The organism is Pseudomonas sp. RT6P73 (assembly GCF_054897715.1).
Genome location: NZ_JBUBUV010000002.1, coordinates 2,040,255 through 2,066,336, shown reverse-complemented (window position 1 = coordinate 2,066,336; position 26,082 = coordinate 2,040,255). Strand labels below are relative to the sequence as shown.

The 26,082-nt window shown below is 58.9% G+C and carries 30 protein-coding genes and 1 pseudogene; 17 read left to right on the top strand and 14 right to left on the bottom strand.

The window, feature by feature from the left end; all coding sequences use genetic code 11:
• Positions 1 to 144 precede the first annotated feature (144 nt).
• Positions 145 to 549, top strand: a complete 405-nt coding sequence (locus tag ACYZT6_RS10110) for a hypothetical protein (RefSeq protein ID WP_462026757.1) — start codon at positions 145 to 147, stop codon at positions 547 to 549.
• Positions 550 to 907: 358 nt separating this feature from the next.
• On the opposite strand, the pseudogene ACYZT6_RS10105 reads toward ACYZT6_RS10110, so the two are convergent.
• Positions 908 to 1,099 (bottom strand): annotated as a pseudogene (locus ACYZT6_RS10105) (cupin domain-containing protein); the annotation flags it as partial.
• Positions 1,100 to 1,147: 48 nt separating this feature from the next.
• Complete coding sequence (locus tag ACYZT6_RS10100; RefSeq protein WP_462026756.1) at positions 1,148 to 1,582, bottom strand: GNAT family N-acetyltransferase; 435 nt, start codon at positions 1,580 to 1,582, stop codon at positions 1,148 to 1,150.
• 327 nt (positions 1,583 to 1,909) lie between these two features.
• On the opposite strand from ACYZT6_RS10100, the gene ACYZT6_RS10095 reads away from it, so the two are divergent.
• Positions 1,910 to 2,260, top strand: coding sequence for a DUF6152 family protein (locus ACYZT6_RS10095; protein WP_462026755.1), 351 nt, complete (start codon positions 1,910 to 1,912; stop codon positions 2,258 to 2,260).
• The gene (locus ACYZT6_RS10090) at positions 2,260 to 2,772 is read left to right on the top strand and encodes a DUF6644 family protein (RefSeq protein ID WP_462026754.1); all 513 of its coding nucleotides are present in this window, start codon (positions 2,260 to 2,262) and stop codon (positions 2,770 to 2,772) included. Before ACYZT6_RS10095 ends, ACYZT6_RS10090 begins: the two co-directional genes overlap by 1 nt.
• An 82-nt stretch (positions 2,773 to 2,854) precedes the next feature.
• Here ACYZT6_RS10090 and ACYZT6_RS10085 read toward each other — a convergent pair whose 3' ends face one another.
• The 5 genes from ACYZT6_RS10085 to ACYZT6_RS10065 all read right to left on the bottom strand — a co-directional run bounded on the left by ACYZT6_RS10085 (position 2,855) and on the right by ACYZT6_RS10065 (position 8,754).
• Positions 2,855 to 3,301: an NUDIX hydrolase gene (locus ACYZT6_RS10085; RefSeq protein WP_462026753.1), complete on the bottom strand. Its 447-nt coding sequence runs from the start codon at positions 3,299 to 3,301 to the stop codon at positions 2,855 to 2,857.
• A gap of 115 nt (positions 3,302 to 3,416) precedes the next feature.
• Positions 3,417 to 3,965: a cupin domain-containing protein gene (locus ACYZT6_RS10080; protein ID WP_007946335.1), complete on the bottom strand. Its 549-nt coding sequence runs from the start codon at positions 3,963 to 3,965 to the stop codon at positions 3,417 to 3,419.
• A gap of 397 nt (positions 3,966 to 4,362) precedes the next feature.
• On the bottom strand, positions 4,363 to 5,649 hold the full coding sequence (locus ACYZT6_RS10075; RefSeq protein WP_462026752.1) for an NAD(P)/FAD-dependent oxidoreductase: 1,287 nt from the start codon (positions 5,647 to 5,649) through the stop codon (positions 4,363 to 4,365).
• Positions 5,650 to 5,699: 50 nt separating this feature from the next.
• Positions 5,700 to 7,190 (bottom strand): aldehyde dehydrogenase, encoded by a 1,491-nt coding sequence (locus ACYZT6_RS10070; protein ID WP_462026751.1) that lies wholly within the window; start codon positions 7,188 to 7,190, stop codon positions 5,700 to 5,702.
• A 187-nt stretch (positions 7,191 to 7,377) separates the two neighbouring features.
• A complete protein-coding gene (locus ACYZT6_RS10065) occupies positions 7,378 to 8,754 on the bottom strand; it encodes a glutamine synthetase family protein (protein ID WP_462026750.1) in 1,377 nt (458 codons plus the stop codon).
• A gap of 280 nt (positions 8,755 to 9,034) precedes the next feature.
• On the opposite strand from ACYZT6_RS10065, the gene ACYZT6_RS10060 reads away from it, so the two are divergent.
• From ACYZT6_RS10060 to ACYZT6_RS10040, 5 genes are all read left to right on the top strand, one after another.
• Entirely contained in the window at positions 9,035 to 9,796 is a 762-nt protein-coding gene (locus ACYZT6_RS10060; protein WP_462026749.1) for a gamma-glutamyl-gamma-aminobutyrate hydrolase family protein, read from the top strand.
• Between the two features lie 348 nt (positions 9,797 to 10,144).
• Positions 10,145 to 11,287: a polyamine ABC transporter ATP-binding protein gene (potA, locus tag ACYZT6_RS10055; protein ID WP_131062288.1), complete on the top strand. Its 1,143-nt coding sequence runs from the start codon at positions 10,145 to 10,147 to the stop codon at positions 11,285 to 11,287.
• 29 nt (positions 11,288 to 11,316) lie between these two features.
• Entirely contained in the window at positions 11,317 to 12,198 is an 882-nt protein-coding gene (locus tag ACYZT6_RS10050) for an ABC transporter permease subunit (protein ID WP_167362304.1), read from the top strand.
• Complete coding sequence (locus ACYZT6_RS10045) at positions 12,195 to 13,079, top strand: ABC transporter permease subunit (RefSeq protein WP_438660362.1); 885 nt, start codon at positions 12,195 to 12,197, stop codon at positions 13,077 to 13,079. Before ACYZT6_RS10050 ends, ACYZT6_RS10045 begins: the two co-directional genes overlap by 4 nt.
• 247 nt (positions 13,080 to 13,326) lie before the next feature.
• Complete coding sequence (locus tag ACYZT6_RS10040) at positions 13,327 to 14,424, top strand: polyamine ABC transporter substrate-binding protein (RefSeq protein WP_462026748.1); 1,098 nt, start codon at positions 13,327 to 13,329, stop codon at positions 14,422 to 14,424.
• A 251-nt stretch (positions 14,425 to 14,675) separates the two neighbouring features.
• Here ACYZT6_RS10040 and thpR read toward each other — a convergent pair whose 3' ends face one another.
• Positions 14,676 to 15,215 carry an RNA 2',3'-cyclic phosphodiesterase gene (gene thpR, locus ACYZT6_RS10035; protein WP_462026747.1) on the bottom strand — a complete coding sequence of 180 codons (540 nt, stop codon included), beginning with the start codon at positions 15,213 to 15,215 and terminating at the stop codon, positions 14,676 to 14,678.
• A 61-nt stretch (positions 15,216 to 15,276) separates the two neighbouring features.
• Between thpR and ACYZT6_RS10030 the strand changes: the two genes are divergently transcribed.
• A complete protein-coding gene (locus ACYZT6_RS10030) occupies positions 15,277 to 15,471 on the top strand; it encodes a hypothetical protein (RefSeq protein WP_131062293.1) in 195 nt (64 codons plus the stop codon).
• A gap of 14 nt (positions 15,472 to 15,485) precedes the next feature.
• Here the strand turns inward: ACYZT6_RS10030 and ACYZT6_RS10025 are convergent, their stop codons facing one another.
• Together ACYZT6_RS10025 and ACYZT6_RS10020 are read right to left on the bottom strand one after the other, a co-directional pair.
• Entirely contained in the window at positions 15,486 to 15,839 is a 354-nt protein-coding gene (locus ACYZT6_RS10025; protein ID WP_462026746.1) for a DUF1428 domain-containing protein, read from the bottom strand.
• 16 nt (positions 15,840 to 15,855) lie between these two features.
• Positions 15,856 to 16,923: a hypothetical protein gene (locus ACYZT6_RS10020; RefSeq protein ID WP_462026745.1), complete on the bottom strand. Its 1,068-nt coding sequence runs from the start codon at positions 16,921 to 16,923 to the stop codon at positions 15,856 to 15,858.
• A 436-nt stretch (positions 16,924 to 17,359) separates the two neighbouring features.
• On the opposite strand from ACYZT6_RS10020, the gene ACYZT6_RS10015 reads away from it, so the two are divergent.
• Complete coding sequence (locus tag ACYZT6_RS10015; RefSeq protein WP_462026744.1) at positions 17,360 to 17,629, top strand: hypothetical protein; 270 nt, start codon at positions 17,360 to 17,362, stop codon at positions 17,627 to 17,629.
• Here the strand turns inward: ACYZT6_RS10015 and ACYZT6_RS10010 are convergent.
• From ACYZT6_RS10010 to ACYZT6_RS10000, 3 genes are all read right to left on the bottom strand, one after another.
• The gene (locus ACYZT6_RS10010) at positions 17,626 to 18,264 is read right to left on the bottom strand and encodes a Vgb family protein (protein ID WP_462026743.1); all 639 of its coding nucleotides are present in this window, start codon (positions 18,262 to 18,264) and stop codon (positions 17,626 to 17,628) included. The two genes, ACYZT6_RS10015 and ACYZT6_RS10010, sit on opposite strands and share 4 nt — an antisense overlap.
• Before the next feature lie 35 nt (positions 18,265 to 18,299).
• A complete protein-coding gene (locus ACYZT6_RS10005; RefSeq protein WP_462026742.1) occupies positions 18,300 to 19,520 on the bottom strand; it encodes a helix-turn-helix domain-containing protein in 1,221 nt (406 codons plus the stop codon).
• 243 nt (positions 19,521 to 19,763) lie between these two features.
• Positions 19,764 to 20,594 carry an AraC family transcriptional regulator gene (locus ACYZT6_RS10000; RefSeq protein WP_462026741.1) on the bottom strand — a complete coding sequence of 277 codons (831 nt, stop codon included), beginning with the start codon at positions 20,592 to 20,594 and terminating at the stop codon, positions 19,764 to 19,766.
• Positions 20,595 to 20,729: 135 nt separating this feature from the next.
• On the opposite strand from ACYZT6_RS10000, the gene ACYZT6_RS09995 reads away from it, so the two are divergent.
• Together ACYZT6_RS09995 and grxC are read left to right on the top strand one after the other, a co-directional pair.
• Entirely contained in the window at positions 20,730 to 21,248 is a 519-nt protein-coding gene (locus ACYZT6_RS09995; protein WP_462026740.1) for a carboxymuconolactone decarboxylase family protein, read from the top strand.
• Between the two features lie 30 nt (positions 21,249 to 21,278).
• A complete protein-coding gene (gene grxC, locus ACYZT6_RS09990) occupies positions 21,279 to 21,530 on the top strand; it encodes a glutaredoxin 3 (RefSeq protein WP_462026739.1) in 252 nt (83 codons plus the stop codon).
• 183 nt (positions 21,531 to 21,713) lie between these two features.
• Here grxC and ACYZT6_RS09985 read toward each other — a convergent pair whose 3' ends face one another.
• On the bottom strand, positions 21,714 to 22,916 hold the full coding sequence (locus ACYZT6_RS09985) for an NAD(P)/FAD-dependent oxidoreductase (protein WP_462026738.1): 1,203 nt from the start codon (positions 22,914 to 22,916) through the stop codon (positions 21,714 to 21,716).
• Between the two features lie 254 nt (positions 22,917 to 23,170).
• On the opposite strand from ACYZT6_RS09985, the gene ACYZT6_RS09980 reads away from it, so the two are divergent.
• The 5 genes from ACYZT6_RS09980 (at position 23,171) to ACYZT6_RS09960 (ending at position 26,074) form a co-directional block, all read left to right on the top strand.
• Positions 23,171 to 23,737, top strand: coding sequence for an RrF2 family transcriptional regulator (locus ACYZT6_RS09980; RefSeq protein ID WP_462026737.1), 567 nt, complete (start codon positions 23,171 to 23,173; stop codon positions 23,735 to 23,737).
• Between the two features lie 62 nt (positions 23,738 to 23,799).
• Positions 23,800 to 24,201, top strand: a complete 402-nt coding sequence (locus tag ACYZT6_RS09975) for a hypothetical protein (protein WP_462026736.1) — start codon at positions 23,800 to 23,802, stop codon at positions 24,199 to 24,201.
• Positions 24,202 to 24,211: 10 nt separating this feature from the next.
• The gene (locus tag ACYZT6_RS09970; RefSeq protein ID WP_462026735.1) at positions 24,212 to 24,751 is read left to right on the top strand and encodes an HD domain-containing protein; all 540 of its coding nucleotides are present in this window, start codon (positions 24,212 to 24,214) and stop codon (positions 24,749 to 24,751) included.
• Positions 24,752 to 24,944: 193 nt separating this feature from the next.
• Positions 24,945 to 25,223, top strand: coding sequence for a DUF3303 domain-containing protein (locus ACYZT6_RS09965; protein WP_461958358.1), 279 nt, complete (start codon positions 24,945 to 24,947; stop codon positions 25,221 to 25,223).
• A 176-nt stretch (positions 25,224 to 25,399) separates the two neighbouring features.
• The gene (locus ACYZT6_RS09960) at positions 25,400 to 26,074 is read left to right on the top strand and encodes a DUF3313 domain-containing protein (RefSeq protein WP_462026734.1); all 675 of its coding nucleotides are present in this window, start codon (positions 25,400 to 25,402) and stop codon (positions 26,072 to 26,074) included.
• Positions 26,075 to 26,082: the final 8 nt, after the last annotated feature.

The following is a 26,082-nucleotide window of genomic DNA, read 5'->3' as shown; positions in this document are numbered from 1 at the left end:
TACTCAAATAGATCTGTCACCTTTTTCAAATAGATCTGTCACCTTTTTGTCATTTTTTGGTCACCTTTTTTGAAGCAAGTTTGTGCCCAGACAACACCTCCTCAATGGCGCGTGTTCTCGGCACCCGAGCATCAGGATTGGCAGATGATTGACCGCGCCAGCCTGAACGTAAAAGGTGACGAGGTGACGTTCTGGACGGCTCGGGTACTCCCCTCCGAGATGTTGGTGCCCGGCAACAACGCCTTGCATGGGCAGGTACGCCAGCGGTGGACGGCCAACTGCGCCCTGCAACAACTGACCGCGTTAAGCCGTTTCTATCTTGATAACCACAGTAGTGTGCTCGCTGGAAACGTGCAGACAGATCTCAAAGCCATCGGCCCGCAAAGCCTCGGTGCCGATGAACGTCAGCTGGTTCAGGTGGCCTTAATTACCCAACTCAGTAAGTCGAGGGGTTCCCGCCAATTGATGGATCATACTTGGCGTATTCATCAATCGACTCGATTTCGGAGGCAGCTACAGTCTCGCGCGCCAAATTGGCTCTGTTTTTAAACACAACAATGGTCTGGCCAGCAGTTGTTTCCAGCCCTGCGAAAACTCCAGAGCCTGAAATGCCATCCACCCTCTTATATTTGTAAATGAAGTCCTTCTTCAGATTGCTCACATTCGCGCTCATCATATCTTCCTTAATTTGATTAGATAAAACACAGGCGAGAATTGGCTTTCACGCCCTATTGATACTTCGACTGCACAGAGAGCTTACGCAAAAGACCTGTGCTGACACACCTGTAAGAACTGACAGTTTTTAGATGAATTCGCAATAAAGGCCACATTCTTTAATCAATCGATACTACGAGTGACTGTTTTGGAAGCCGCTTCCATGCGTCGCCATACTTTCTGGATGTATCAGTCAAAAATTCGCCGGCGTATTCGCACTAATAATCTCCGCCTCATCCGCCCCGATATTCCGAAACTTATGCGGCAGCGTAGTCGGAAAATAATACCCATCTCCCGCATTCAACACGCTCACCGAACCATCCACCGTCAACTCAACAGTCCCACGCGTCACCAACCCGCACTCCTCACCTTCCGAATGCACTAAAAAAGGTGACAGATCTATTTACTTAAATAGACCTGTCACCTTTTCTGTTTACTGAAGCCCTGAAGGTGAATGGTAAATAGCAGGTTCGTTACCCACGAAACCGCAGCGCCGGTAAAAATCAGCCGCGTTCAACGTAGCGTCCAGATTGACCTCCTTCAGGCCCAACTCCCGCGCCAGGCATTCCAGATGTCTGAGCATCTTCAAGCCGATGCCTTGTCCCATGAAATCTGGCAGCACAAAAATCGCGCCGATTTCGCTGTTTTCCAGATCAAGCATCCCTGTCGCGACCGGTTCACCCTGAATACAACCCAGGTAAAAGTGTTTATCCATCAGGTCGCCGTACCCGTCCTTGGCGGCTCCGGCCGTCCAGGCAAGCATTTGTTCTGCGGTATAAGCGCCGATGCATTGGTGCCGTATCGCTTGAAGGCGGATATCGAATGCCGTTTGGGCATCGCTGGGCTGGGCGCGTCTGATCTCGAACATTTCATTCTCCTTGAGCCATCAGTGGACGGAGAACTAAAAAGCCCCGTCCATTTCTGGCGGGGCCTTGGGTAACTACGTCAATTCCTGTGAACGCGTGACCTCACGGCCCGCCAGCGGCGGTCATGGAAGTGCACATCATGTTCATGCGGGAAATGTAGGTCATGGGTCGATAGTGTTTTGAATGATCCGGGTTGTCAATTTTGGGGGGAAATAGGCCGGCCTCCCCACGCCAAGAATTTGTACTATTTTTATAGATTCTCTGGATTGACCTGTTCTTGATCAGAACGGGCTGACGGTCATCAATGATCCGTAACAGGAGGTCGCATCATGAAGCGCTTGCTTGGGTCCCTTGGACTCTCATTGTTGCTGGTGGCATCGGCGGTGTTCGCCCATCACGGCTGGAGTGAGTACGACTCGAGCAAACCCCTGCAGCTGGACGGAACGATCGAGGAATCCGGTTATTCTCACCCGCATGGGTTCGTTCGCCTGAAGACTGACGACAAAACCTGGAACGTCGTGCTGGCGCCACCCTCGCGCATGGAGAACCGTGGTCTTTCCAGGGAAATGCTGACTGTCGGCAAGCGGGCTACGGTGGTTGGATATCAGAATCGCAACAAACCCGATGAACTGCGCGCAGAAAGCATCACGGTCGACAACAAAACCACTGAGTTACGCTGATGCAGACAACTGGCACCAGCGCTGGATCGGGCCTCGACGGCTGGCTGGACTATGTGGGTGACTCGCAACTCGGGTCGGCCATGCGAAGCGAGATATGGCTGTATCCGATAGTCGAGGTGGTTCACATCCTTGGTTTCGTGGTGCTTGTCGGCTCTGTCGTCATGTTCGATCTGCGGGTTCTCGGGCTGTCGAGAGGTCTTCCGGTGACGGCACTGGCTCGTCACCTCCTGAGGTGGGGTGTCACGGCCCTGCTATTGATAGTCCCGGCTGGGCTGATGATGTTTTCAGCCCATCCGCACGACTTCGCATCCAACGGCGTTTTTATTCTGAAGCTGTGCCTGATCGGTATTGCGGGCCTCAATGCGGCTCTTTTTCACGTGGGTGTTTTCCGTTCAGTAGACCGGTGGAACACCGACATCGCAGCGCCTGGAATAGCAAAAATCCAGGCGATTTTTTCGATTATGTTATGGGTCAGCGTAGTGTTCTGCGGTCGACTGCTGGCTTACACCTGACAGGGCAACATGGAAAAAAAGTTAAAGAACAAAAGGAACCAGATCTATGTATCAAATAGATCCGTCACCTTTTAACCCAGCATCAGCCCAGCAGCGCGACCTTCTTCAGCAGCTCGTATAACCCGGCAGGAACCAGCGGCGTATCGCCAGTAATACTGTCGAGCGGCAGCCACTTCGCAATAAAGGTAGCGCCATCGGTTTCTTGAGCGTTCAAGTGGGGCCGTTCATAGACGCTGGCATCCACGAATTTCGCATCGTAGACCTGCACGATTTCGTGCCCGGGCGTGCCGGCATAGGTGAAGATGTTTTCGAGCGTGCCGAGTAAGCGAACATCGGTGATGGATAAACCGAGTTCTTCATCGACCTCACGTATTACGGCTTGGGCACTGGTTTCGCCAAACTCGATTCCGCCACCGATTGGGCGCATGAATGGCTTTCCAGTAACGGGGTCGTGCGCTTCGTTGACCAGTATCTTGCCATCGTGATGGAAGATGCAGAGTGCGAGGGGGCGGATGCGGTGTGCGGTCATGTGGTGAAGTCCATTTACTTTGTTTAAACCCTGGAGCAGATGCTTCCATTTGGCATGGGTGGTGGCTGCGGACGCAGCCTTCGGCAGCTGCTACAGGGTAGTGTCCGTTTCGAGATCAGAAGTTGGCCGGGGTGTTGGCGCTGATGATTTCAGCTTCATCCTGGCCGATATTGCGAAACTTGTGAGGCAACGTCGTCGGAAAGTAGTACCCGTCGCCAGCGTTGAGCACACTGATCTGTCCATCAACCGTCAGCTCAACAGTGCCACGGGTCACAAGCCCACACTCCTCCCCCTCCGAATGCACAATCGGCTCTTCCCCCGAACTCGCGCCAGGCGCGTATTGCTCGCGCAACAAACGCATCTGCCGGCTCGGCACCGACGCGCCAATCAGCAGCAACCGTAGCCCATGACGGCCGAGATCCGGCTGTTCATTGGCGCGAAACACGTATTGATGCTCGCGTGGCGGTTGGTCGAAGGTGAAGAAGTCCGCCAGGGACATGGGGATGCCTTCGAGCAGTTTTTTCAGGGAGCTGACGGAGGGACTGACGCGATTCTGTTCGATCAGGGAAATGGTGGCATTGGTGACGCCGCTACGCCGGGCCAGCTCGCGCTGGGAGAGTTTGTAGCTTTCGCGTACTAATTTGAGTCGTGAGCCCGTGTCCATGACAGCCTTATGCGAGAAATACTTAAGGGTTATGGGGGTGGATGGCGGGCGACTTTTGGCCGCGAAAGTACCGCTTCCCTGTCCCGGAATTGTGAAAGGCGGGTATTAAATCACGTTTGGTGGTGTCGCTCAGCAGGATCGATAAATGGCTGGGTAAAAAGGTTGTCTGGACCTGAAGTAGGGAGGTTAGGTTGGGATTGAGGGTGGCTGGTTGGGCCTCATCGCGAGCAGGCTCGCTCCCACAGGTTGGTCCTGGTCGATCTCAGATTCTGTATACGCCATAGATCTCCTGTGGGAGTGAGCCTGCTCGCGATGGCGGTGTGTCAGACGACATTGATGGCGACTGATATGGCCTCATCGCGAGCAGGCTCGCTCCCACAGGGTTTCTGCGTTGGGGTTAGATGCCGAACCGATCACGCAACGCGTAATACGCGGCGCCCATGGCGGTGAGCGGGGCCTGGAAGGTGCGGCCGCCGAGCATGGGCATGTGCGGCAGCGAGGCAAAGGCGTCGAAGCGTTCGGCATCGCCGCGGATCATTTCCGAGATCAGTTTGCCGGCCAGGTGCGAGCAGGTGACGCCGTGGCCGCTGTAGCCTTGCATGTAGTAGGCGTTTTTCTCGATGCGGCCGAATTGCGGCATGCGGGACATGGTCAGCAGGAAGTTGCCGGTCCAGCGGTAGTCGATCTTCACGTCCTTCAGTTGCGGGAAGGTCTTGAGGATTTTCGGCTTGATCAGTTGCTCGATGTCGTCCGGTTCGCGGGCACCGTAGACCACGCCGCCGCCGTACAGCAGGCGGTTGTCGGCGGTGAGACGGTAGTAATCGAGCAGGTAGTTGCAGTCTTCGACGCAGTAGTTGTTTTTGATCAGGCTGCGCGCAACCTTCTCCGACAACGGCTCAGTGACGACGATTTGCGAACCGCAAGGCATGCTTTTGCGCGTGACGCGGTTGTCGAGGTCTTGCGGCAGGTAGGCGTTGCCGGCGATCAGCAGGTACTTGGCGCGGACCAGGCCTTTGGCGGTGCGCACGGTGATCGGCTCGCCGTAGGTGATTTCCACCGCGGCCGATTGCTCGTAGATTTTGCCGCCAAGGCCGATGATGGCCGAGGCTTCGCCGAGGGCCAGATTCAGCGGGTGGATGTGGCCGCCCTGCAGGTCGAGCAGGCCGCCGACGTAGTTGTCGCAACCGACTTCGCGCTTGATGTCCGCGGCGTCGAGCATCTTCAGGTTTTTGTTGCCGTAGCGTTCCCAGCTGCTTTTCTGTTCGGCCAGGCCTTTGAGTTGCTTTTTGTTCAGCGCGGCGAAGATGCCGCCCGGCTTGTAGTCGCACTGGATGTCGTAGTGTTGTATGCGCTGACGGATGATGTCGGCGCCTTCGAAGATCATGCTGCCGAGGACTTCGGCGGTTTTGTCGCCGTAGCGTTCTTCGATCACATCAACGTCGCGGCTGTAGGAGTTGACCAGTTGGCCGCCGTTGCGACCGCTGGCGCCGAAGCCGACTTTGGCGGCTTCGAGCACTGTCACGCTGTAGCCCGCTTCGCAGAGGAACAGGGCCGAGGACAAACCGGTGTAGCCGGCGCCGATCACGCAGACGTCGCAGTCCACCGCTTGTTCCAACACCGGGAAGTCGCCGGTGAAGTTGCGAGTGGCGGCGTAGTAGCTGTTTACATGTGTTGTTTGTTTCATACGTTTCTCCGATGGCCGCAGGATGGCCTGCGACCGCCGCTGTAAAGGTGTTAGAGCTTGATCCAGGTCGCTTTGAGTTCGGTGTATTTGTCGAACGCGTGCAGCGATTTGTCCCGACCGTTACCCGACTGCTTGTACCCGCCGAACGGCGCGGTCATGTCGCCGCCGTCGTACTGGTTGACCCAGACGCTGCCGGCGCGCAAGCCGCGGGCGAAGGTGTGGGCCTTGCTCAGGTTGCTGGTCCAGACGCCGGCGGCCAGGCCGAAGATGCTGTCGTTGGCAATCGCCAGGGCTTCTTCAGCGGTGTCGAAGGTAATCAGCGACAGCACCGGGCCGAAGATTTCTTCCCGGGCGATGGTCATGGCGTTGGTCACGCCGTCGAAAATCGCCGGTTCCACGTACAGGCCGCCGGTGGCTTCGAGGGTGCGGCTGCCGCCCGCGATCAGTTGTGCGCCCTGGTCTTTGCCGACCTGGATGTAGCGCAGCACGTTTTCCAGTTGGCGCTGATCAACCACTGCGCCGACGGTGGTTTCTGGATCGAGGGCGTGCCCCGGCTTCCAGGCTTGCAGCGCTTCCACCAGCAGCGGAATGAACTGCTCGCGGATCGAACGCTCGACCAGCAATCGCGAACCGGCGGTGCAGACTTCGCCCTGGTTGAAGGCAATCGCACCGGCCGCCGCTTGTGCTGCCGCGCGCAAATCCGGCGCGTCGGCGAACACCACGTTTGGACTCTTCCCCCCTGCTTCGAGCCAGACGCGTTTCATGTTGCTTTGCCCGGCGTAAATCAGCAGTTGCTTGGCAATCGCAGTCGAGCCGGTGAACGCCAAAACATCGACATCCATGTGCAACGCCAACGCCTTGCCAACGGTGTGACCGTAGCCCGGCAGGACGTTGAATACGCCTTTCGGGATGCCGGCGTCCAGCGCCAACTGCGCGATGCGGATGGCCGTGAGCGGCGACTTTTCCGAAGGCTTGAGGATGAACGAGTTGCCGGCGGCGAGTGCCGGTGCGAACTTCCAGCTGGCCATGATCAACGGGAAGTTCCACGGCACGATGGCGGCGACCACGCCCGCAGGTTCGCGGGTGATGAGGCCGAGTTGGTCGTGGGGCGTGGCGGCGACTTCGTCGTAGATCTTGTCGATGGCCTCGGCGCTCCAGCGGATCGCGTTGGCGGTCGCCGGGATGTCGATGTTCATCGAATCGTTGATCGGCTTACCCATGTCGAGGGTTTCGAGCAGGGCGAGTTCTTCCTGGTTGGCCAGGATGAGATCGGCGAAGCGGATCAGAATACGCTTGCGTTCGGCCGGAGCGAGGTTGGCCCAGATGCCGGAATCGAAGGTGCGGCGCGCGACGGCCACGGCTTCGTTCGCATCGGCTTCGTCGGTGCTGACGACGTTGGCCAGGAAACGGCCGTCGACCGGGCTGATGCATTCGAAGGTGTCACCGCTGAGTGCCGAGCGGTATTGGCCGTCGATGAAGGCGCGGCTTTCAATGGTCAAGGACTGGAAGCGTTGCTCCCAGTCGCTGCGAGTGTTTGTCATTGTTGTGACTCGACGCAGAGGAATAGTTGATCGTCAGTTAAAACTTGAAATGCAATCCCCTGTGGGAGCGAGCCTGCTCGCGATAGCGGTGTGTCAGGCGACATCAATGTTGAATGTGCCGACGCCATCGCGAGCAGGCTCGCTCCCACAGTTGATCGGGTTTTCAGCCTGGATCCAGTGTTGCCCATCAAACCGTGTGCAGGTACCAGTTGTACTCAAGGTCCGAGATAGAGTTCTCGAACTCGGCCAGCTCGCTTTCCTTGCACGCTACGAACACGTCGATGTACAGCGGGTCGATGTATTTGGCCATGACTTCGCTGTCGTCCAGCTCGCGCAGGGCATCGCGCAGGTTGTTCGGCAGGCTCTGTTCGTTTTGCTCGTAGCTGTTGCCTTCCACCGGGGCGCCCGGCTCGATCTGGTTGGTCAGGCCGTGGTGGATACCGGCCAGCACCGAGGCCATCAGCAAGTACGGGTTGGCATCGGCGCCCGCGACGCGGTGTTCGATGCGCACCGAATCCGGCGAACCGGTCGGCACTCGCACGGCAACAGTTCGGTTGTCGATGCCCCAGCTCGGCGAGTTCGGCACATAGAACTGCGCGCCGAAACGACGGTACGAGTTGACGTTCGGGCACAGGAAAGCCATCTGCGCCGGCAGGGTCTCGAGCACACCGCCGATCGCGTGTCGCAGCGCGGCGTTCTGCTCGGGATCCTCGCTGGCAAAGATGTTGTTGCCTTCTTTGTCGAGAATCGAAATGTGCACGTGCAAACCATTGCCCGCCTGGCCCGGATACGGCTTGGCCATAAACGTGGTGTCCATCTCGTGGTCGTAGGCGATGTTCTTCACCAGACGCTTGAGCAACACCGCGTAGTCGCAGGCCTTGATCGGGTCATTGACGTGATGCAGGTTCACTTCGAACTGCGCCGGGGCGCTTTCCTTGACAATGGCGTCGGCAGGAATGCCCTGCTCTTTCGCGCCTTCGAGGATGTCTTGCAGGCAATCGACGTATTCGTCGAGGTCGTCGATCAGGTAGACCTGGGTCGACACCGGACGCTTGCCCGATACCGGCGAACGCGGCGACTGCGGACGACCGTTCACGTTGTCCTGGTCGATCAGGTAGAACTCCAGCTCGAACGCCGCGCAGATGGTCAGGCCCAGATCGTCGAATTTGCGCACGATGTTGGCCAGCACTTCGCGTGGATCGGCAAAGAACGGCTCGCCTTCCAGTTCGTGCATGGTCATCAGCAACTGAGCGGTCGGGCGCTTCTGCCACGGCTCGATGCTCAGGGTGCCAGGGATGGGAAAGCAGATCCGGTCCGAGTCGCCGATGTCCAGACCCAGGCCGGTGCTTTCCACCGTGGAGCCGTTGATGTCCAGGGCAAACAGAGACGCCGGGAGGTTGATGCCTTTTTCGTAAACCTTATGAAGACTGGTGCGCTCGATGCGCTTGCCGCGCACCACACCGTTCATATCCGCAATCAGAAGGTCGACGTACAAAACCTCAGGATATTTCTTAAGGAATGCGTTTGCTTCGTTGAGTTGAACGGTACGCAGAGGGACCGACATTTTGCACCTATTAGCTGTTAATTATTATGTTCACTACCTTGTTGCGAGCCCAGTCAACCCGAACGGCAAAGTGAAGTCAATAGCGAACACCCGGCCTCTCATCCTTTATTTTCAGGGCTTTTTTGGGCACGAGAGTGCCATATAGGTCTTCTACGCCGCACAAAGACTAGCGATCAGACGCACGGCGTTTAGAATTTTTTACATGAGAGTTGTTAATTAAAATCAACAAGGCTAAGCTCCGGAAAAGCTCGTTCAAGTGTGAAACTTCGAGGTGATAAAAATGGCATTCAAGCCATTGATCGGCATTACTGCGTGCGTCAAACAGATTGGCCTGCACCCCTACCACGTCAGCGGCGACAAGTACTTGCGTGCTGTCAGCGTCGCGGCTTTGGGGCTGCCTGTGATCATTCCTTCCTTAGGCGAATTGACTGAAATCGATGATGTGCTTTCCCATCTCGACGGTCTGTTGCTGACCGGCTCTCCCTCGAATGTGGAACCTTTCCACTATCAAGGCCCGGCCAGCGCCCCCGGCACGGATCACGATCCGGCGCGGGACGCCACCACCCTTCCTTTATTGCGTGCAGCCATCGCGGCGGGCGTTCCGGTGCTCGGCATCTGCCGCGGCTTCCAGGAAATGAACGTGGCGTTCGGCGGCAGCCTGCATCAGAAGGTGCATGAACTGCCGGGCATGCTCGATCACCGCGAAGCAGACAGTCCGGAGCTGGCGGTGCAATACGCACCGGCGCATGCGGTGACGGTGCAACCGGGCGGTGTGTTCGAAGCGCTGGAGTTGCCGGCCGAGTTCATGGTCAATTCGATTCACAGCCAGGGCATTGATCGACTGGCTCCGGGCTTGCGCTCGGAAGCGATTGCGCCGGACGGTTTGATCGAGGCGATTTCGGTGGAACACAACAAGGCGTTTGCCGTCGGCGTGCAATGGCACCCGGAATGGCAGGTCCTGGCGAACCCGCCTTACTTGAGTATTTTCCAGGCGTTCGGCGATGCATGCCGGCGACGGGCCGCGTTGCGTAAAACCCGCTGACCTAAAACACGAATTTACTGCCCCCGCGAGTCAGGCGGGCGTGCCTTTGCGCGTCCGTGACTTGCGAAACAACACACTGCAATAACAACAAGTACGACCCCGGCAGCCAGGACGGCGGCGCCGAATAAGCCCGAGCGGTATGGATCAGGCGAGCGCAATCCCTTGTAGGAGCGAGGCTTGCCCGCGAAGGCGGTGTATCAGGTAACAATGATGTCGACTGACACGCCGTCTTCGCGGGCAAGCCTCGCTCCTACAGGGTTCGCGCTTCAACTGACCTATCCGGGCTAGCAATCCACTCTTAAGTCAGGCCGCGTTGGCCCGACGACTGAAACCTGTTGGGAGTTTCACATGGCAAACGCCTCCAGCATCTACAGGAAGGCTCTTGAAGGTCACCAGACATCGAAAAAGGTGTTGGTGAAAGTCGACCGCGTCACCAAGAAATTCGACGAAACCTGCGCAGTAGACGATGTCTCGCTTGAGATTCATCAAGGCGAAATCTTCGCCCTGCTCGGTGGTTCCGGTTCCGGCAAATCGACGCTGCTGCGTATGCTCGCCGGCTTCGAGCGCCCGACCGAAGGCCGGATCTTCCTCGACGGCGTGGACATCACCGACATGCCGCCGTACGAACGGCCGATCAACATGATGTTCCAGTCGTACGCCTTGTTCCCGCACATGACCGTGGCACAGAACATTGCCTTCGGCCTGAAGCAGGACCGTTTGCCCGCCAGCGAAATCGACGCCCGCGTGGAAGAGATGCTGCGTCTGGTGCACATGACCCAGTACGCCAAACGCAAACCCCATCAGTTGTCTGGCGGCCAACGTCAGCGAGTCGCCCTCGCCCGCTCCCTGGCCAAACGTCCGAAGCTGCTGTTGCTCGACGAACCGATGGGCGCCCTGGATAAAAAGCTGCGTTCGCAGATGCAACTGGAGCTGGTGGAAATCATCGAGCGCGTCGGCGTGACCTGCGTGATGGTGACCCACGACCAGGAAGAGGCCATGACCATGGCCCAGCGCATTGCGATCATGCACCTGGGCTGGATCGCACAGATCGGCAGCCCGGTCGACATCTATGAAGCACCGGTCAGCCGCATGGTCTGCGAGTTCATCGGCAACGTGAACGCCTTCGAGGGCACCGTTGTGGAAGACCTTGAAGGTCACGCGATCATTCACAGCCCGGACCTGGAGCAGAAGATTTACGTCGGTCACGGCGTCAGCACCTCGGTGCAGGACAAGTCGATCACCTACGCCATCCGCCCGGAAAAAATGCTGGTCAGCACCCTCAAGCCGGACACCCGTTACAACTGGTCCGAAGGCAAGGTGCATGACATCGCCTACCTCGGCGGTCACTCGGTGTTTTACGTCGAGCTGCCTGGCGGCAAGGTCGTGCAATCGTTCATGGCCAACGCCGAACGCCGTGGTGCCCGTCCGACCTGGGACGACAAAGTCTACGTGTGGTGGGAAGACGACAGCGGCGTGGTACTGCGCTCATGAAAACACTCAATCAGCAGTTCATGCGGCTGATGCCGAGTGGTCGAAAGCTCGTCATCGGGATTCCGTTCCTGTGGCTGTGCCTGTTTTTCCTGTTGCCGTTCTTCCTGGTGATGAAGATCAGCTTCTCGGAAGCGGCGCTGGCCATTCCTCCTTACTCCGAGATCTACACCTTCGCCGAGCAGAAATTCCAGCTGCTGCTGAACCTCGGCAACTACTCGCTGCTGACCCAGGATGAGCTCTACATCTCGGCTTACTTCGGCTCGTTGAAGGTCGCGTTTTTGAGCACGCTGATGTGCCTGGTGATCGGTTTTCCGATGGCCTATGCGATCACCAAGGCGAACAAGGAAACGCAAAACGTTCTGCTGTTGCTGATCATGATGCCGACCTGGACGGCGATCCTGATCCGCGTGTATGCGTGGATGGGCATTCTCAGCAACAACGGTTTGCTCAACGGGTTTTTGATGTGGACCGGGCTGACGGATCACCCGATCGAGATCCTCAACACCAACACCGCCGTCTATATCGGCGTGGTGTATGCGTATCTGCCGTTCATGGTGTTGCCGCTGTACGCCAACCTGGTCAAGCACGATCAAAGTCTGCTGGAAGCCGCGTCCGACCTGGGTTCGAGCAACTTCAACAACTTCTGGAAAATCACCGTGCCGCTGGCCAAGAACGGGATCATTGCAGGCTGCATGCTGGTGTTCATTCCGGTGGTCGGTGAGTTCGTGATTCCGGAGCTGTTGGGCGGTCCGGAGACGCTGATGATCGGTCGTGTGCTGTGGCAAGAGTTCTTTAACAACCGCGACTGGCCGGTGGCGTCTGCCCTGGCGGTGGTGATGCTGTTGATCCTGATTGTGCCGATTCTGCTGTTCAACCGCAGCCAGGCCAAAGAGATGGAGGCACGGGGATGAAACGTTTCGGATTCTCAAAGTTCATGCTGGTTTTCGGCCTGTCGTTTATCTACCTGCCGATGCTGATTCTGGTGATCTACTCGTTCAACGCCTCGAAGCTGGTGACGGTGTGGGGTGGCTGGTCGTTCAAGTGGTACGCCGGTTTGCTCGACAACACGCAACTGATGGGCTCGGTGGTGCGCTCGCTGGAAATCGCCTGCTACACGGCGATTGCGGCGGTGGCACTGGGGACGCTAGCGGCGTTTGTGTTGACTCGCGTGACGCGCTTCAAGGGTCGCACGCTGTTTGGTGGCTTGGTGACGGCGCCGTTGGTGATGCCGGAAGTGATCACCGGTCTGTCGCTGTTGCTGCTGTTCGTGGCGATGGCGCAGTTGATCGGCTGGCCGATGGAGCGTGGCATCGTCACGATCTGGATCGCCCACACCACGTTCTGTGCGGCGTATGTGGCGGTGGTGGTTTCGGCGCGTTTGCGTGAGCTGGACTTGTCCATCGAAGAAGCTGCCATGGACCTTGGGGCGAAGCCGTTCAAGGTGTTTTTCCTGATCACCATTCCGATGATTGCGCCTTCACTGGCGGCCGGCGGCATGATGTCGTTTGCCTTGTCGCTGGATGATTTGGTGCTGGCGAGCTTCGTGTCCGGCCCGGGTTCGACGACCTTGCCGATGGAAGTGTTCTCGGCGGTGCGCCTGGGTGTGAAGCCTGAGATCAATGCCGTGGCCAGTCTGATTCTGTTGGCCGTTTCGATCGTGACGTTCATGGTCTGGTACTTCAGCCGCCGCGCTGAAGCCACCCGCAAACGGGCGATCCAGGAAGCGATGGACCAGACTGCCAGCGAATCGTGGCAGCAACCTAAAAAGCAAATGGCAGGAGCAACGGCCTAAGTGCCGGCAGCGCGCACACTTTGTAGCAGCTGGCGAAGCCTGCGTTCGGTTCGGGCCGCGATCGGACGAAGCAGTCGTGAATTCAGACACTGCGGTTCTTTCAGGAAGATTGAATTTCGCAGGTTTTACGACTGCTTCGTCCGATCGCGGCCCGAACCGAACGCAGGCTTCGCCAGCTGCTACAAGGGGTGCGCGAAGGCTGCAATTGTTTTGCGTACTTGAATAAAAAAGAATTGGAGTTGTACCGATGAAAATGTTTGGCAGGACTCTGCTGACACTGTCCTTATTGGGCGCGATTGCCACGGCTGCCCAGGCCAATGACAAGGTTCTGCGCGTCTATAACTGGTCGGATTACATCGCCCCGGACACGGTCAAGAAGTTCGAAGACGAGACCGGCATCCGCGTGACCTACGATGTATTCGACAGCAATGAAACCCTTGAGGCACGGCTGCTCGCCGGCAAATCCGGCTACGACATCGTCGTGCCGTCCAACAGTTTCCTGGCCAAGCAAATCAAGGCCGGTGTCTATCAGGAACTGGACAAGTCGAAGCTGTCGAACTGGAAAAACCTCAACCCGGTGCTGCTGAAAAACGCTTCCGCGAGCGACCCGGATAACGGCCACGCCTTCCCGTACATGTGGGGTTCCATCGGCATTGGCTTCAATCCGGCCAAGGTCAAGGAAGTGCTCGGCGCCAACGCACCGACCAACTCCTGGGACCTGCTGTTCAAACCGGAAAACGCGGAAAAACTCAAAGCCTGCGGCATCAGTTTCCTCGACTCGCCAACGGAGATGCTCCCAGCCGCCTTGCACTACCTGGGTTACCCGGTGAACTCGCAGGACAAGGGTCAGATCGCTGAAGCTGAAGCGCTGTTCATGAAGATTCGGCCTTCGGTGGCGTATTTCCATTCGTCGAAATACATCTCCGACCTGGCTAACGGCAACATCTGCGTCGCGGTCGGTTATTCCGGTGATGTGCTGCAAGCCAAGGCCCGCGCTCAGGAAGCGGGCGACAAGGTGAAGATCGATTACAGCATTCCGAAAGAAGGCGCTGGCAGCTTTTACGACATGGTCGCCATCCCACGGGATGCGGCGAACGTCGAAAACGCCTACCTGTTCATGAACTTCCTGATGCGCCCGGACATCATCGCCGAGATCACCAACAACATCGGCTACAGCAATGCCAACGCGGCAGCCACGCCATTGGTGGATGAGGCGATCCGGGATGATCCGGGGTCGTATCCGCCGCAGGACGTGATGGCGACGTTGTATGCCATTCCGGATATGCCGATCGGCGTTCAGCGGGTGATGACCCGGGGTTGGACGCGGGTGAAGCTCGGGAAGTAATTGCTCGTGCCCATTGTAGGAGCGAGGCTTGCCCGCGAAGACGGTGTGCCAGTCACCATCAATGTTGAACGTGATGGCCTCTTCGCGGGCAAGCCTCGCTCCTACGAGAACGTAGGCATGACACAAATAGGTGGTTTTTACCCATTTCCGTTCACGCAGCGCCTTACCACCGCTGCACCCTCTCTGACGAACGGCCTCACCTGGCTTCCTCGGTTCAGGTGAATTCGGGCGCCCTCCTCGGGCGCCTTTTTTTATGAGGGGACGAGCGGCCATTCGGCCAGCGCCCGATACCGTCCCTTATGGGATTCGAACAAGACAAAGCGATCAGCACGCAGGAAAAATTCGGGTGGCGTCGCGGATTCAGGCACCGGCACTCGATAATCACGCATCAGGGTCAGGTGCGGTCGAAACTCCTTCGGCGCCTCCTCAAAGCCAAACGGCAACACCGCCTGTTCCAGCGCATACACCAGACGCAGCAACTCCGGTGGTGCCTGCTCCGGCGCCAGCACCAGAACCCCTGCCCGGCGCCAGACATCCATTCGATCCAGCGCCAACCTCAATGGCGCACCCGGCACGCGAACCTTAGCTGCCGCCGTGCAGATCTCGCCGATTTGCGCCACACCCACAGCCCCCAAAAACAACAACGTCAGGTGAAAGTTTTCCGCCGGCACCGGGCGCCCGCTGCGCAGCTCAAGTGCGCTGCGCCACTGGGCAATGGCCTTGCGTTGCTCGGGCGGGCAATTGAGTGCGAAAAACAGTCGTTTGGACGGCTCATGGGAATCGTCAGTCATGCCTGGCAGCTCCTGACATGCACGTTATAGTTGAACCAGACGAATTCAACGGGAGGGGGCCATGCGAGCAATCATCAGCAAAGAGCCATGGTGGGCGATGCCACCGAAACCGGGTCAGGATGAGTCCGAGCTGGAATGGGGCTGGCTGGTTCACTATAGCGAAGGTGAGCCGCGCTTCGAATTCGTGAGGGAGCGGCCGACGGACAGTGAGATCCGCAACCGCAAAAGTTGCAGGATCACCCCGTCGGCGGAGTGATCCTTTGGTCGGGATCAGGCCTTTACAATCACTTCGAAACCACCAAAGACCAGGCGCTGACCATCGAATGGCATCGGATTGACGTCCGGCTGCATGCGCGGATCGTTCATGAGTTTGTCCATGCCCGCATTACGGGTGGCCTTGTCGGGCCAAATGATCCAGCTGAATACCACGGTTTCATCTTCCTTGAGTTTCACCGCCATGGGAAACGAGGTCAGCTTGCCGTCCGGCACATCGTCGCCCCAGCACTCGGTGACGCTGAGCGCGCCGCTTTCCTTGAAAATGACGGCGGCGGTTTCGGCGTGTTTCTTGAATTTCTCGCGATTGGCGGTGGGTACGGCAGCGAGGAAGCCATCAACGTAGGACATGGTGTTTCTCCTTCGGCTATGGAACGGTCTGCTGGTTAGTCGATTCCGCAGGGCTCCAATCGACAGCGCCGTTGCCCGAACTGACCGGCGGTATGTCGGCACTCCCCGCCAGGTTGCCCTCGATCTGCGCAGCCAGGTAGAACGTTCCCGCCATCACGCCGGTGGTCGGGTTTTGCACCAGCTTCATCCAGGCCTTGTCGAACGTATTGCCCAGGCTGCTGCGAATCAGCGCCTCACTGTCCGGACGGTCGGCGGCCTGAATCATCGCGCGGATTCCCGCCACCCCCACCGTAATAAGCCCTCCCGCCAGTCGCCCGGCCGCAGCCGCCACCGCGCTGGCCGCCCCACGCGGGGCCATTTCCGCTTCCATCCGCTGGCTGGCGCGCTTGGCCACCGGCGCCATCGCCGTATCAGTCGACCCAACGCCCCTGTCGCCGCCGGCCTTGTGAATCTTTTCGATCAACGCCGCGTAGGCCGGCAACGTATTCAGCGGTTGGGTGCGTACAACCTGATACAGCGACGCATCGCGAGCAGATGGCGGGCCCAGAGCAATCGCCGGGATTTTCTGGAGGCGGCCATTGAGCTGAGCCATCGGCACGCCGTGACGCTGGGAGATTTTCTGTAATTCTTCCTGAAGAATGTCCACGTAGAAGGCCGTCGCCAGACCAAGAATCGCGTCGGGATCGATCTCCACCGCGACCGGCGCCAGCACGCGCTTCTGGTATTGCTCCAGCAGGTAGGCCGCCAGGCGCTTGGCCGAGGCATCCTGCTCGCCCGCAGCGCTGAGGGAGTACCAGCTGACCTTCATCGATAGCCATTCCTGGGTCCAGTAACTGCTGAACCAGGGAATAAAGTTCTCTTCAGTCAGTTGGTAGACGCGGGTACGCCAGTAATCCATGGCGCCGCGGGCGTAGATCTTGGTCTGTTCGGTGGCTGATTGCGACGCTGCGACAATCTCCTGGTCCACTTGGCGCCAAGTACTGTCGGCCACCACCACAATCGGCACCACCACCGGGGCACGCACAGGCGTGGCGCATCCCGCCAACACCACCATCACGGCGACGATCAGCGAACGCAGGTTCAAGATCGCGGTTTCCTACGGTGATCCCCGGACGGAATGTCCGGAGTTCGAAAAGCCTATTTATTTGAGTATAGGTGGCGGTGTTTGTTCGCTTGGGGTTGGTGGTGATTTTCAGGGCCTCATCGCGGGCAAGCCCGCTCCCACAGGGATTGGCGTCGTTCGCAAATCTGAGTTTCACCACAGACCACTGTGGGAGCGGGCTTGCCCGCGATGAGGCCCTCCAGAACACTAAAAAATCCGCTATCAACGCCGTCGATACTCACCATCGCGATGATTGCCTTCCGCTCAAAATCCGCCAGGCGCAGGATCAACCCATCCCAAGGCAAAACCCCACACCGGAGGGGAAAATCATGTTGATCCATCTCCTGACCTGCCTGGCCCTGACGGCCATTACCCTGACTGTTTTTTCCTACATCGTCCTCGCCGAGGAGCGCAGATCATGATCCACGCCATTACCCTCTCCGTAAGCTTCCCGGTGTTCGGCAACAACTTCTATTCGCAGGAATTCGTCTCTCGCAAAGAGCTGTCGCTGGTGTTCGACAAAAAATTCGAGGCCTTGCTGATACCGGCAGCCGCGAACCACTTCAACAACGAAGTGGTCGGGCTCAATGATCAGTTCCGGTTTCTCAATGACGTCTTGGTTGAACATCTGCTGGAGATCGAATTGGCTCAAAGCGCCCCTCGGTCGTCCCGTGCGTTCACGTTCTAGGATGAAGCGGGCCGACGAACGGCCCGCACCTTGCCGCTGTTCCCACCGCCGCAGAAAAACCGGTCTGCACCGTCGGACTCAAGCCCTGACACGCCGACACCGGTTGGCAGCTTGAGGCTTTCCAGCACCTCGCCGGTGTTCGGGTCTACTCGCCGCAATTCACCTTCCTCTCCTTCCCATGTGCCGTGCCAGAGTGCGCCTTCCACCCAGGTCACCCCAGTGACAAATCGGTTGGACTCGATCGTGCGAAGAATCTTGCCGCTGTCGGGGTCGATCTGATGGATCTTGCGCTCCCGATACTGACCCACCCACAGCGTGCCTTCGGCCCACGCGAGCCCTGAGTCGCCACCGCCGCCGGGCGCTGGAATGGTGCCGAGTACCTGGCCGTTCGAAGGATCGATTTTCTGAATGCGATCCTCGGCGATCTGGAACAGGTGCTGGCCGTCAAAGGCTGTCCCGGCATGCGCGACGATATCAATTGAGCGCAGTGTCTGCCCGCTGGTCGGGTCGAGGGCGTTGAGTTTTTCTCCGGAAGCGAACCAGACGTGCTGTCCGTCATAAGAAACGCCATGCACGCTCTCGACGCCCGGAAAGGGACCGTATTCGCGGATGATTTCGGCGGATGATTGCTTCATGGTTGCATCCTCTTCGTTGGGGGGTGGAATGGATCCTAGACACCCGGCACCCAAGCTGTGAGTAACAAAGTCGTCGCGAATCCCGGCATTGGCGGCGTCATCCAGCGCCGGGCCCGCCCGCGGCCAAACGACTGCACTTTGCCGGCGGTGGCCAGCGAATCGAGTGCCCGTTGCACGGTGCGCTGACTGGCCTTCAACGCCAAGGCGAGCGCCGAACTCGACCACGACTCGCCGTCCGCCAGGAAAGCGAGCAGCGCCGCCTGCGGCTCTTCGACGGGCTGCGCCAGCACCACAACGTCGTCCGCAATCAATGGTTGCAGCGTAAACCCGCGCTTCGTCGCACTGACACCGGCCAGAGGCTTCAACGCCGTGCGAAGCCGACCGATTTCGACGCGCAGCCTTGCGCGATGGGATTCATCAGTGAGCTTCAAGCGAAAGGCCTGGGTGATCAGTGTTTCCCTCGCCACGTCCGCGGGCCAGGCTTCGGCCAGCGCCCGCAGGAGGGTAAACAACACCGGGCGTTTGGCCAGGGACACCGACATCCCGGAAGCGCGCACGCCGTATCGGCACGCGTCCACCACCAGGGATGTCGAACCGAGCAGCACTTCCACTTCATCCAGCAACAGGGGGCGCTCTTCGCCCCGGGCGATCAACCGCGCGGCGGGCGTGTTGAGGACTTGAACGGCGTGTTCAACCTCGGCGGTCAGTGCAGGAATGCCGGCGACGAATGCCGCGCGTTCGGCCCTTTCCAGCGCAGACCGCGCCCGCCTTGTCTCGAGTCGCCGCACGGCGATCCCTGCCACCACCAGCTCATGAACGGCGCGCAATGCCGGCGGCAGTGGCGCGGGGTCGAGCTCGGCGAGCAACCCATCGACCTCATCAAGATGCCCGATCAACAATAAACGTCGAATCTGCAAATACCGCGCATGGGCCGCATTCAGGCCATCGCCGTGCGCCTCCAGTGTCACTCGTGCCGCTTCGAGCGCTTTCACTGGCCAGCCGAGATCCCTTGAAGCCAGGGCGATTTCGGCCTCGGCGACCACACACCGCGCGCGGGCCACAGGCGCTTTCGGACCGAAGGCGCGGGCGGCACGGCGCACCAATTCCTTTGCCCGAACCAGATCGCCCAACTGCGCCATGGCGATGCCGCGAAGCGCCAGTGCAGGTGCATCGTCGCGCAGGGCAACCCGGTTCAGCGCGCCGAGGGGATCACCCGCCGCGAGTGCGTGCGCTGCAGCGGTGATCAGCGAGTCCATTTGAAATGCGCCACAGGTGTCACTCCCACGGTTCGATGCCCGTTGATGAGTCTATCTCACGGCCACCAAACAGCCCGCTGGTTAAGCGCAATCCCTGTGGGAGCGAGCTGTGGCGAGGGGATTTATCCCCGCTGGACTGCGAAGCAGGCCCAAGATTTTGGGGCGGCTGCGCCACCCAACGGGGATAAATCCCCTCGCCACAGCTCGCTCCCACAGGGATTGTGTTCAACCGGCCAGGTGTGATCACCGCAGGCGTTTTGCGTCTTGGCCCCACTCGCGCGGGCTGGTGCCGGTTTTACGCCGAAAAGCCCGGGCCAATGCCGAGGGGCTTTCGTAGCCGACTTCATCGGCGATCAGCGCAATCGACTTGCCTTCACGCAAACGTTTCTGCGCCAGGCTGATGCGCCAGCTCACCAGGTAGTCGACCGGCGTCTGCCCCACCACCGAGCGGAAGTATTCGGCGAAACTGGCCCGGGACATGTTGGCCGCCGCCGACAGTTCGGCCACGGTCCAGGCTTTGCCGGGCGAGTCATGCATCAGGCTCAACGGGCGCGCCAGGCGCGGATCGGCGAGACCGGCCATCATGCCGGGCGTCTGATCACGACTGGTCAGAATGTGCCGCAACAACTGAATCACCAGCAGTTCGAACAGCCGGTCCATCATCGCTTCGCGGCCACAAATGCCACCGAACGCCTCGCTGAATAGCCAGTCCAGCGTACCGGCCATGGTCGGGATGCTGTCGAGTTTGAGCACCAGGTATTCAGGCAGCGCGGCCGCGAGGGCATTGCCCGACCCACCGTCGAACTCCAGGGTGGCGCACACCAGTTGAGTGCCCGACGCTTCGTTGGCGAACAACCGATGACGATAGGGCCGCGGGAAAAAAATAAGCGTCGGCTCATTGAGATGCAGGTCTCGCTCATCCGCGAGTTTGAGCGTCAGTTCCCCGGCCTGAAGCAAATGCAGGTGGCCGGTGGCCTGCTCGCCATCAAAAGCCGTGACGCCGCAAAAATCCCCACTGTGGAAGGTTCCGGCACTGATACCGAAATGCGTGAGCAAGGTGGACAAGCGATCCATGGAACGACTCCCGGGGACATATCTGGACGATCTGTCGCATATCCTCGACGATTTGCACCCTCAAGGCCAGCGTTGATCAATAGCATGGACCCCGTACCCAGCGCATACCGCGCTTGAATCGACGGAGCATCACCCATGAGCCGCATCACTACCCTGAGCCTTGAACAAGCCACCGAAACCACCCGCCCGCTGCTGGAAGGCGTGCAGAAAAAAATCGGCTTCTTGCCCAATGTCTTCAAGACGCTGGCCCATGCCCCTGCCGTGCTGGCTGCCTATCTGCAACAGTCGGTGGCCCTGGGCAAAACGTCCCTGACCGCCCCTGAGAAAGAAGCCATTTTTTTGGCCACCTCGCAGGTCAACGGTTGCGACTACTGCCTGGCGGCACACACCCTGTTTGCCGGCAAGGCCGGGCTGTCTGCACAAGACATCCTTAGTGCTCGACACGGCCAACTCAATGCCTTTGCCACGTTGGCCCAGCAAATTACTGAAAGTCGCGGCCACCTGAGCAACGAGCAAATTGAAGCGGCGCGTGCAGCCGGGATCACCGACGCCAAAATCATCGAGGTGGTCGCCCACATTGCCTCGCAGACCCTGACCAACTACCTCAACAATCTGGCCCTGACCGAGATCGACTTTCCTGCGATCGACGCTTGAATCGCATCTCCAATCTGAGGAGTAAACGCTATGAGCACTGTGACGCTTTACACCACTGACACCTGCCCTTATTGCCGCAATGCCAAGGCGCTGCTGGCCAGCAAAGGCATCGCCACCCGGGAAATCAACGTTCAGTCGGAGCCCGGCAAATTCCAGGAGATGCTCACCCGCAGCGGTCGTCGCAGCGTGCCGCAGATTTTCATCGATGACACCCATGTCGGAGGCTTCGACGACCTGGCCAAACTGGACCGTCAAGGTGCCTTGATGTCGATGCTGGCCTGAAGCAGTGATTCAGAGTCCCTTCCCCTTGCCCGGCAAGATTTCTATTACCCCATAGAAGTCTTGCCAGGTTGTTTTGCCACTATTCAATTATTTTCCGGCGCTGGTAGGCCGACAAGCCTTCCGTATCTGAACAAAAAAATCCCGCCCAGGAACACCTGAGCGGGATTTTTCTATGCGGCCAGCTTAGGCAATCGGGATCAGCGGATCCGCCGCAGCCCATGCCGTTTCGCGATTGGCCACGGGTGGGTAGATCCACACGGTGTTGATCTGGGTTTTCAGCGACTTGCCCTCCTCCTTGATCAGCTTGACCTGGCGGTCCCAACCCTCGGTGTAGACCGCGCCCCAGGCGCCCAAATCCAGGCAGGTCACATACTTCGGCTGACTGTACGGCGTCGGGTCCACGCCGAGGATCTGCGCGGCGACGTTGTTGCCCGCATGCCGGCCCAGGACGATGGCGTGTTGGCACGTCATCAGGGCGTAGTTGCCGATGTCATCAGAAGCAGCGTAAGCCACGTCGCCCGTAGCGAAAATGTCGTCCTGGCCGATGACTTTCAGATGCGCGTCGACGTGCAGGCGGCCAAGGTGATCGCGTTCGGCCGGGATCTGCTCGGTCAGCGAGCTTGCCCGTACACCGGTGGTCCAGACCACGGTCTTGGCGTCGATGCGTTGACCATCGGCCAGGGTCACACCGTTTTCATCGACGGCAACCACCGAAGATTTCAAGCGCCATTGCACGCCCAGCTCAGTGCTGGCTTCGGCGATCGACTGGGCGATCTCGCTGCCCATGGACGCACCGACTTTTTCACCGCGATCAACGATGATCACTTCAATGTCGGCTTTGTCACCGAGGATGGCCCGCAAGCGCGCCGGCATTTCGGTCGCCGTTTCAATCCCGGTGAAACCGCCACCGGCCACCACTACGGTATTGCGGGCTTTGCTGTCTGGCAGGTTGGCCAAAGATTTCAGGTGGTTTTCCAGGCGTACGGCTTGTTCGATCTGGTCTACGTCGAAGGCATGTTTGACCACGCCGGGAGTGTTGGGCAACGCCAGACCGCTGCCGGTGGCCAGAACGAGTTTGTCGTAGCTGCACACCTGTTTGGCACCCGACGCATCGGTGTAGCCAACGTGTTTTTGCTGCACATCGATGGTTTCTGCGGCGCCCTTGATGAACTTCACACCCACGGCATCGAACAGGTCGCCGATGGGTGCGGCGAGCTGATGAGCATTCGGCTCGTAGAAACGCGGACGCACACGCAGCTCGGCCTGAGGCGCCAGTACCGTGACTTCTACGTCGTTGTGATGATGGATGTCGAACAGGCGCGTGGCGCTCAACGCTGTCCACATACCACCGAAGCCTGCGCCGATGACCAGAATGTGCTGTTTCATTGTTTAACTCCGAAGAAGACCAAAGACTGAACCCGTCGCCGAGCTGACAACGGCGACTATAGTGATCCGAGTTGCAAGAAGCAACGACCTTCTATCGATGGTTGCCATCACACATCCAGACACCCCTGATACCCAGATCAAGCCTCTGATCTATAGCTGCACAGTGCAGAAAGACGATTTACCCAGGCCGATGGTTCGTTGCGCCTCAAACCATCGGCTGGTAGTATTGGCGACTCACTCAGTCGGAGATGACCATGTCTCTTTACAGCGCAGGCGTTGAATACGGCATTCACTGCCTGCTTTTTCTGGTAGGCGATTACGGCGATAGCCGTGAGGCAAGCGTGCGCGACCTCGCTGAGCTGCAAGGCGTGCCGCTGGATTACCTGGCGAAAATCTTCACCAAGATGGCCAAGGCCAAACTGGTGGTGGCGACCGAGGGCGTGCGCGGCGGGTTCAAGCTTGCGCGGCCGGCGGACGAAATCAGCGTGCTGGATATCGTCAACGCCATCGATGGCCAGAAGCTGATCTTCGATTGCCGTGATATCCGCGGGCGCTGTGCGTTGTTTGACGGTTCACCGCCGACGTGGGCCGTGGAAGGTCATTGCTCGGTGCACGCGGTGATGATGACTGCGCAGAAACGCATGGAAGACGCCCTCGCCCAGCAGACCATTCTCGACCTGGCCCGCAGGGTCGGACGCAAAGCCCCGGCCGACTTCAGCGCCCAGGTGGACACGTGGATGAATGATCGTCGGGAAAAGAAAAGCGGCACCAGCACGCCGGTCGATCAGGAGCAGATCCCGCTGGCTGATATTTCTGACTGAATGTGAAGGTCGCGGGCTAGCCTATGGGCAAACCCGATCGGAGCGCTCTATGATTGAACCCCATGACGACCCTGCCTGCGATCCGCCAACCCTGCCCGCCCGGCGCCTGCGACTGCGGGCGTGACCCGCTGCTCGAAACACCGGGCGCGGACGTGCGCATTCTGTTGCTGACCCGCTCGGAAGAAAAACGCCTGATCGAACGCCTGGAAACCCTCCAGAGCCTGGCGGACCTGGAAAAATTGCAAAACCGCATGTACGCACAACTGGGCATCCGCGTGGAGATCGCCCCAAGCTTCAACGAAGTACGGACCATGCGCGGCATCAGCATCACCCTCGGCGAATTGCCCGGCCTGTGCCGTAAAACCCGACAGTCGATCCCGGCCGCCATCCGCCGCAGCCTCGAGAATCGCCCGCAGATTGCCTACGATATTCTCAACGCCAACGACCTGTTGCGCGACGCCTGAGGTCAGCCCCATGAACCTCGTTCTCGAATTCCCCGTGACCGACGAAATACTGACGTCGTATGCGCTGGTAATCGGCGCTGACCTGCCGGGTTATCGCAATCACATTTATCGGGTGCTGAACTTCTACAGCGCCATCAGCGGCATTGAAGGCCTGCCCTCCGATGCCGTGCAAATCGCGGCGGCGTTTCATGATCTGGGCATCTGGACGGACGGCACCATCGATTACCTGGAACCCTCGCTTCGCCAGGCCACCGACTATCTTGCCAATCGGCAACTGTCGCACTTAAGCGAAGAAGTGACGGCGCTGATCCTGGAACACCACAAAGTGCGGCCCTACGCTGCCGATCATGCGCTCAGCGTCGAGCCCTTCCGGCGCGCCGATGTCATTGATGTGTCCCTCGGGCTGCTGACGTTCGGCCTGCCACGGGCCTACATCAGAACGGTGAAATCGGCGCTGCCCAATCATGGCTTTCACGGGATGCTGCTCAGGCAAACCGCGCGGCAATTCCTTCGTTCCCCGCTCAAGCCGCTGCCCATGTTTCGTTGGTGATACAGGTGCCGGCCACGACGTCGCCTGCTCATTGAAAAAGCCCATTAACAGGATCAGCGGTCGTACGCAGACGGCCCGGCGCTGCTATGCCTTCACAAGGGGCAAGAAGCTGTAGACACAGCGCCACCGTGGTCCCGGCGCCAACCCGGTGCGCACAGACAAACAGGTGCCAATCCATTGAAGGAGGTGGCAAATGTTATTCATCGTCAGTTGGTCGATCAATCCGGAAAACCGCAACAAGGCAATCGAGCGTTTTCTCAAGACCGGGGCCGTACCACCCGCCGGCGTCAAGATGCTCGGGCGCTGGCATGCCGTTGGCGGTTCAAGCGGTTTTGGCGTGGCAGAAGCCAGTGATCTGGTGCAGATACAAAAGTGGGTGCTGGAGTGGAACGACGTCATGAAGATGGAGGTTAAGGCGGCACTGACCGATGAACAGATGGCGCCGTTGTTGGCGGGCACGGTCGGCAAGTAGCCGTCATCAGGCGGCGGGTACTGCTCGCCGCCTCACGACTCGAAAGTACCTTCATACTGACTGGAAATTTCTCCGTGCGAACCTACGCTCATCGCGAAGGATCCGGTTTCAGCCAGGGTTGTCTTGCCTGGACTGGCCGGGCCGACCCTGCGCTGAACCCACGGAGTAGAAAATATATGAACCTGTCGCAGAAACTGTTCATCGGCGCTGCACTTGCCAGCCTGTTGCTCGGCGGCTGCACCTCGAAAATCACCGAAAAAGACCAGTATTCAGGCTTCCTGTCCAACTACAACAACTTGCAGCAAGTCACCACTACCAGCGGCGAAACCGCCATGCGCTGGGTGAGTCCGTCCTGGAATCCGGATGCCTACAACACCGTCGCGTTCAACAAGCTGGAGCTGTACCCGGCGCCGCAGCCCAGCGAGCGGGTCAATCGGCAAACCCTGGATGAACTGCAGAACTACATGAGCAGCAAGGCCAAAGGCGTGCTGGGCCAGAAATACAAGGTTGTATCGAGCGCAAAAGCAGCGCCGGCCGGTTCGAAAACCCTGATCGTGCGCTCGGCGATCACCGGGGTGAATGCCGAGAACGAAGGCATGAAATGGTATGAAGTGGTGCCTGTCGCGGCCGTGGTCGGTGGTGTTTCGGCTGCCAGCGGGCATCGGGATCAGGACACCACGTTGTTCATCGAGGCCGAGTTCGTCGATGCGAGCAACAACCAGACAGTGGCCAAGGTTGTACGCAAAGTGTTTGGCAGCACGCTGGAAAACGCCAGCCAGAAAATCACCGCCAAAGACTTCAAGGTCGCGATCGACAAACTGACCAGCGATCTGCAGGCGTTTATCCGCTAACGGCAACG

Bases quoted from the DNA above. Each gene is read 5' to 3' on its own strand.
- ACYZT6_RS10110 (WP_462026757.1), top strand. From the start codon at position 145: ATGATTGACCGCGCCAGCCTGAACGTAAAAGGTGACGAGGTGACGTTC.
- ACYZT6_RS10100 (WP_462026756.1), bottom strand. From the start codon at position 1,582: ATGTTCGAGATCAGACGCGCCCAGCCCAGCGATGCCCAAACGGCATTC.
- ACYZT6_RS10095 (WP_462026755.1), top strand. From the start codon at position 1,910: ATGAAGCGCTTGCTTGGGTCCCTTGGACTCTCATTGTTGCTGGTGGCA.
- ACYZT6_RS10090 (WP_462026754.1), top strand. From the start codon at position 2,260: ATGCAGACAACTGGCACCAGCGCTGGATCGGGCCTCGACGGCTGGCTG.
- ACYZT6_RS10085 (WP_462026753.1), bottom strand. From the start codon at position 3,301: ATGACCGCACACCGCATCCGCCCCCTCGCACTCTGCATCTTCCATCAC.
- ACYZT6_RS10080 (WP_007946335.1), bottom strand. From the start codon at position 3,965: ATGGACACGGGCTCACGACTCAAATTAGTACGCGAAAGCTACAAACTC.
- ACYZT6_RS10075 (WP_462026752.1), bottom strand. From the start codon at position 5,649: ATGAAACAAACAACACATGTAAACAGCTACTACGCCGCCACTCGCAAC.
- ACYZT6_RS10070 (WP_462026751.1), bottom strand. From the start codon at position 7,190: ATGACAAACACTCGCAGCGACTGGGAGCAACGCTTCCAGTCCTTGACC.
- ACYZT6_RS10065 (WP_462026750.1), bottom strand. From the start codon at position 8,754: ATGTCGGTCCCTCTGCGTACCGTTCAACTCAACGAAGCAAACGCATTC.
- ACYZT6_RS10060 (WP_462026749.1), top strand. From the start codon at position 9,035: ATGGCATTCAAGCCATTGATCGGCATTACTGCGTGCGTCAAACAGATT.
- potA (WP_131062288.1), top strand. From the start codon at position 10,145: ATGGCAAACGCCTCCAGCATCTACAGGAAGGCTCTTGAAGGTCACCAG.
- ACYZT6_RS10050 (WP_167362304.1), top strand. From the start codon at position 11,317: ATGCCGAGTGGTCGAAAGCTCGTCATCGGGATTCCGTTCCTGTGGCTG.
- ACYZT6_RS10045 (WP_438660362.1), top strand. From the start codon at position 12,195: ATGAAACGTTTCGGATTCTCAAAGTTCATGCTGGTTTTCGGCCTGTCG.
- ACYZT6_RS10040 (WP_462026748.1), top strand. From the start codon at position 13,327: ATGAAAATGTTTGGCAGGACTCTGCTGACACTGTCCTTATTGGGCGCG.
- thpR (WP_462026747.1), bottom strand. From the start codon at position 15,215: ATGACTGACGATTCCCATGAGCCGTCCAAACGACTGTTTTTCGCACTC.
- ACYZT6_RS10030 (WP_131062293.1), top strand. From the start codon at position 15,277: ATGCGAGCAATCATCAGCAAAGAGCCATGGTGGGCGATGCCACCGAAA.
- ACYZT6_RS10025 (WP_462026746.1), bottom strand. From the start codon at position 15,839: ATGTCCTACGTTGATGGCTTCCTCGCTGCCGTACCCACCGCCAATCGC.
- ACYZT6_RS10015 (WP_462026744.1), top strand. From the start codon at position 17,360: ATGATCCACGCCATTACCCTCTCCGTAAGCTTCCCGGTGTTCGGCAAC.
- ACYZT6_RS10010 (WP_462026743.1), bottom strand. From the start codon at position 18,264: ATGAAGCAATCATCCGCCGAAATCATCCGCGAATACGGTCCCTTTCCG.
- ACYZT6_RS10005 (WP_462026742.1), bottom strand. From the start codon at position 19,520: ATGGACTCGCTGATCACCGCTGCAGCGCACGCACTCGCGGCGGGTGAT.
- ACYZT6_RS10000 (WP_462026741.1), bottom strand. From the start codon at position 20,594: ATGGATCGCTTGTCCACCTTGCTCACGCATTTCGGTATCAGTGCCGGA.
- ACYZT6_RS09995 (WP_462026740.1), top strand. From the start codon at position 20,730: ATGAGCCGCATCACTACCCTGAGCCTTGAACAAGCCACCGAAACCACC.
- grxC (WP_462026739.1), top strand. From the start codon at position 21,279: ATGAGCACTGTGACGCTTTACACCACTGACACCTGCCCTTATTGCCGC.
- ACYZT6_RS09985 (WP_462026738.1), bottom strand. From the start codon at position 22,916: ATGAAACAGCACATTCTGGTCATCGGCGCAGGCTTCGGTGGTATGTGG.
- ACYZT6_RS09980 (WP_462026737.1), top strand. From the start codon at position 23,171: ATGTCTCTTTACAGCGCAGGCGTTGAATACGGCATTCACTGCCTGCTT.
- ACYZT6_RS09975 (WP_462026736.1), top strand. From the start codon at position 23,800: ATGACGACCCTGCCTGCGATCCGCCAACCCTGCCCGCCCGGCGCCTGC.
- ACYZT6_RS09970 (WP_462026735.1), top strand. From the start codon at position 24,212: ATGAACCTCGTTCTCGAATTCCCCGTGACCGACGAAATACTGACGTCG.
- ACYZT6_RS09965 (WP_461958358.1), top strand. From the start codon at position 24,945: ATGTTATTCATCGTCAGTTGGTCGATCAATCCGGAAAACCGCAACAAG.
- ACYZT6_RS09960 (WP_462026734.1), top strand. From the start codon at position 25,400: ATGAACCTGTCGCAGAAACTGTTCATCGGCGCTGCACTTGCCAGCCTG.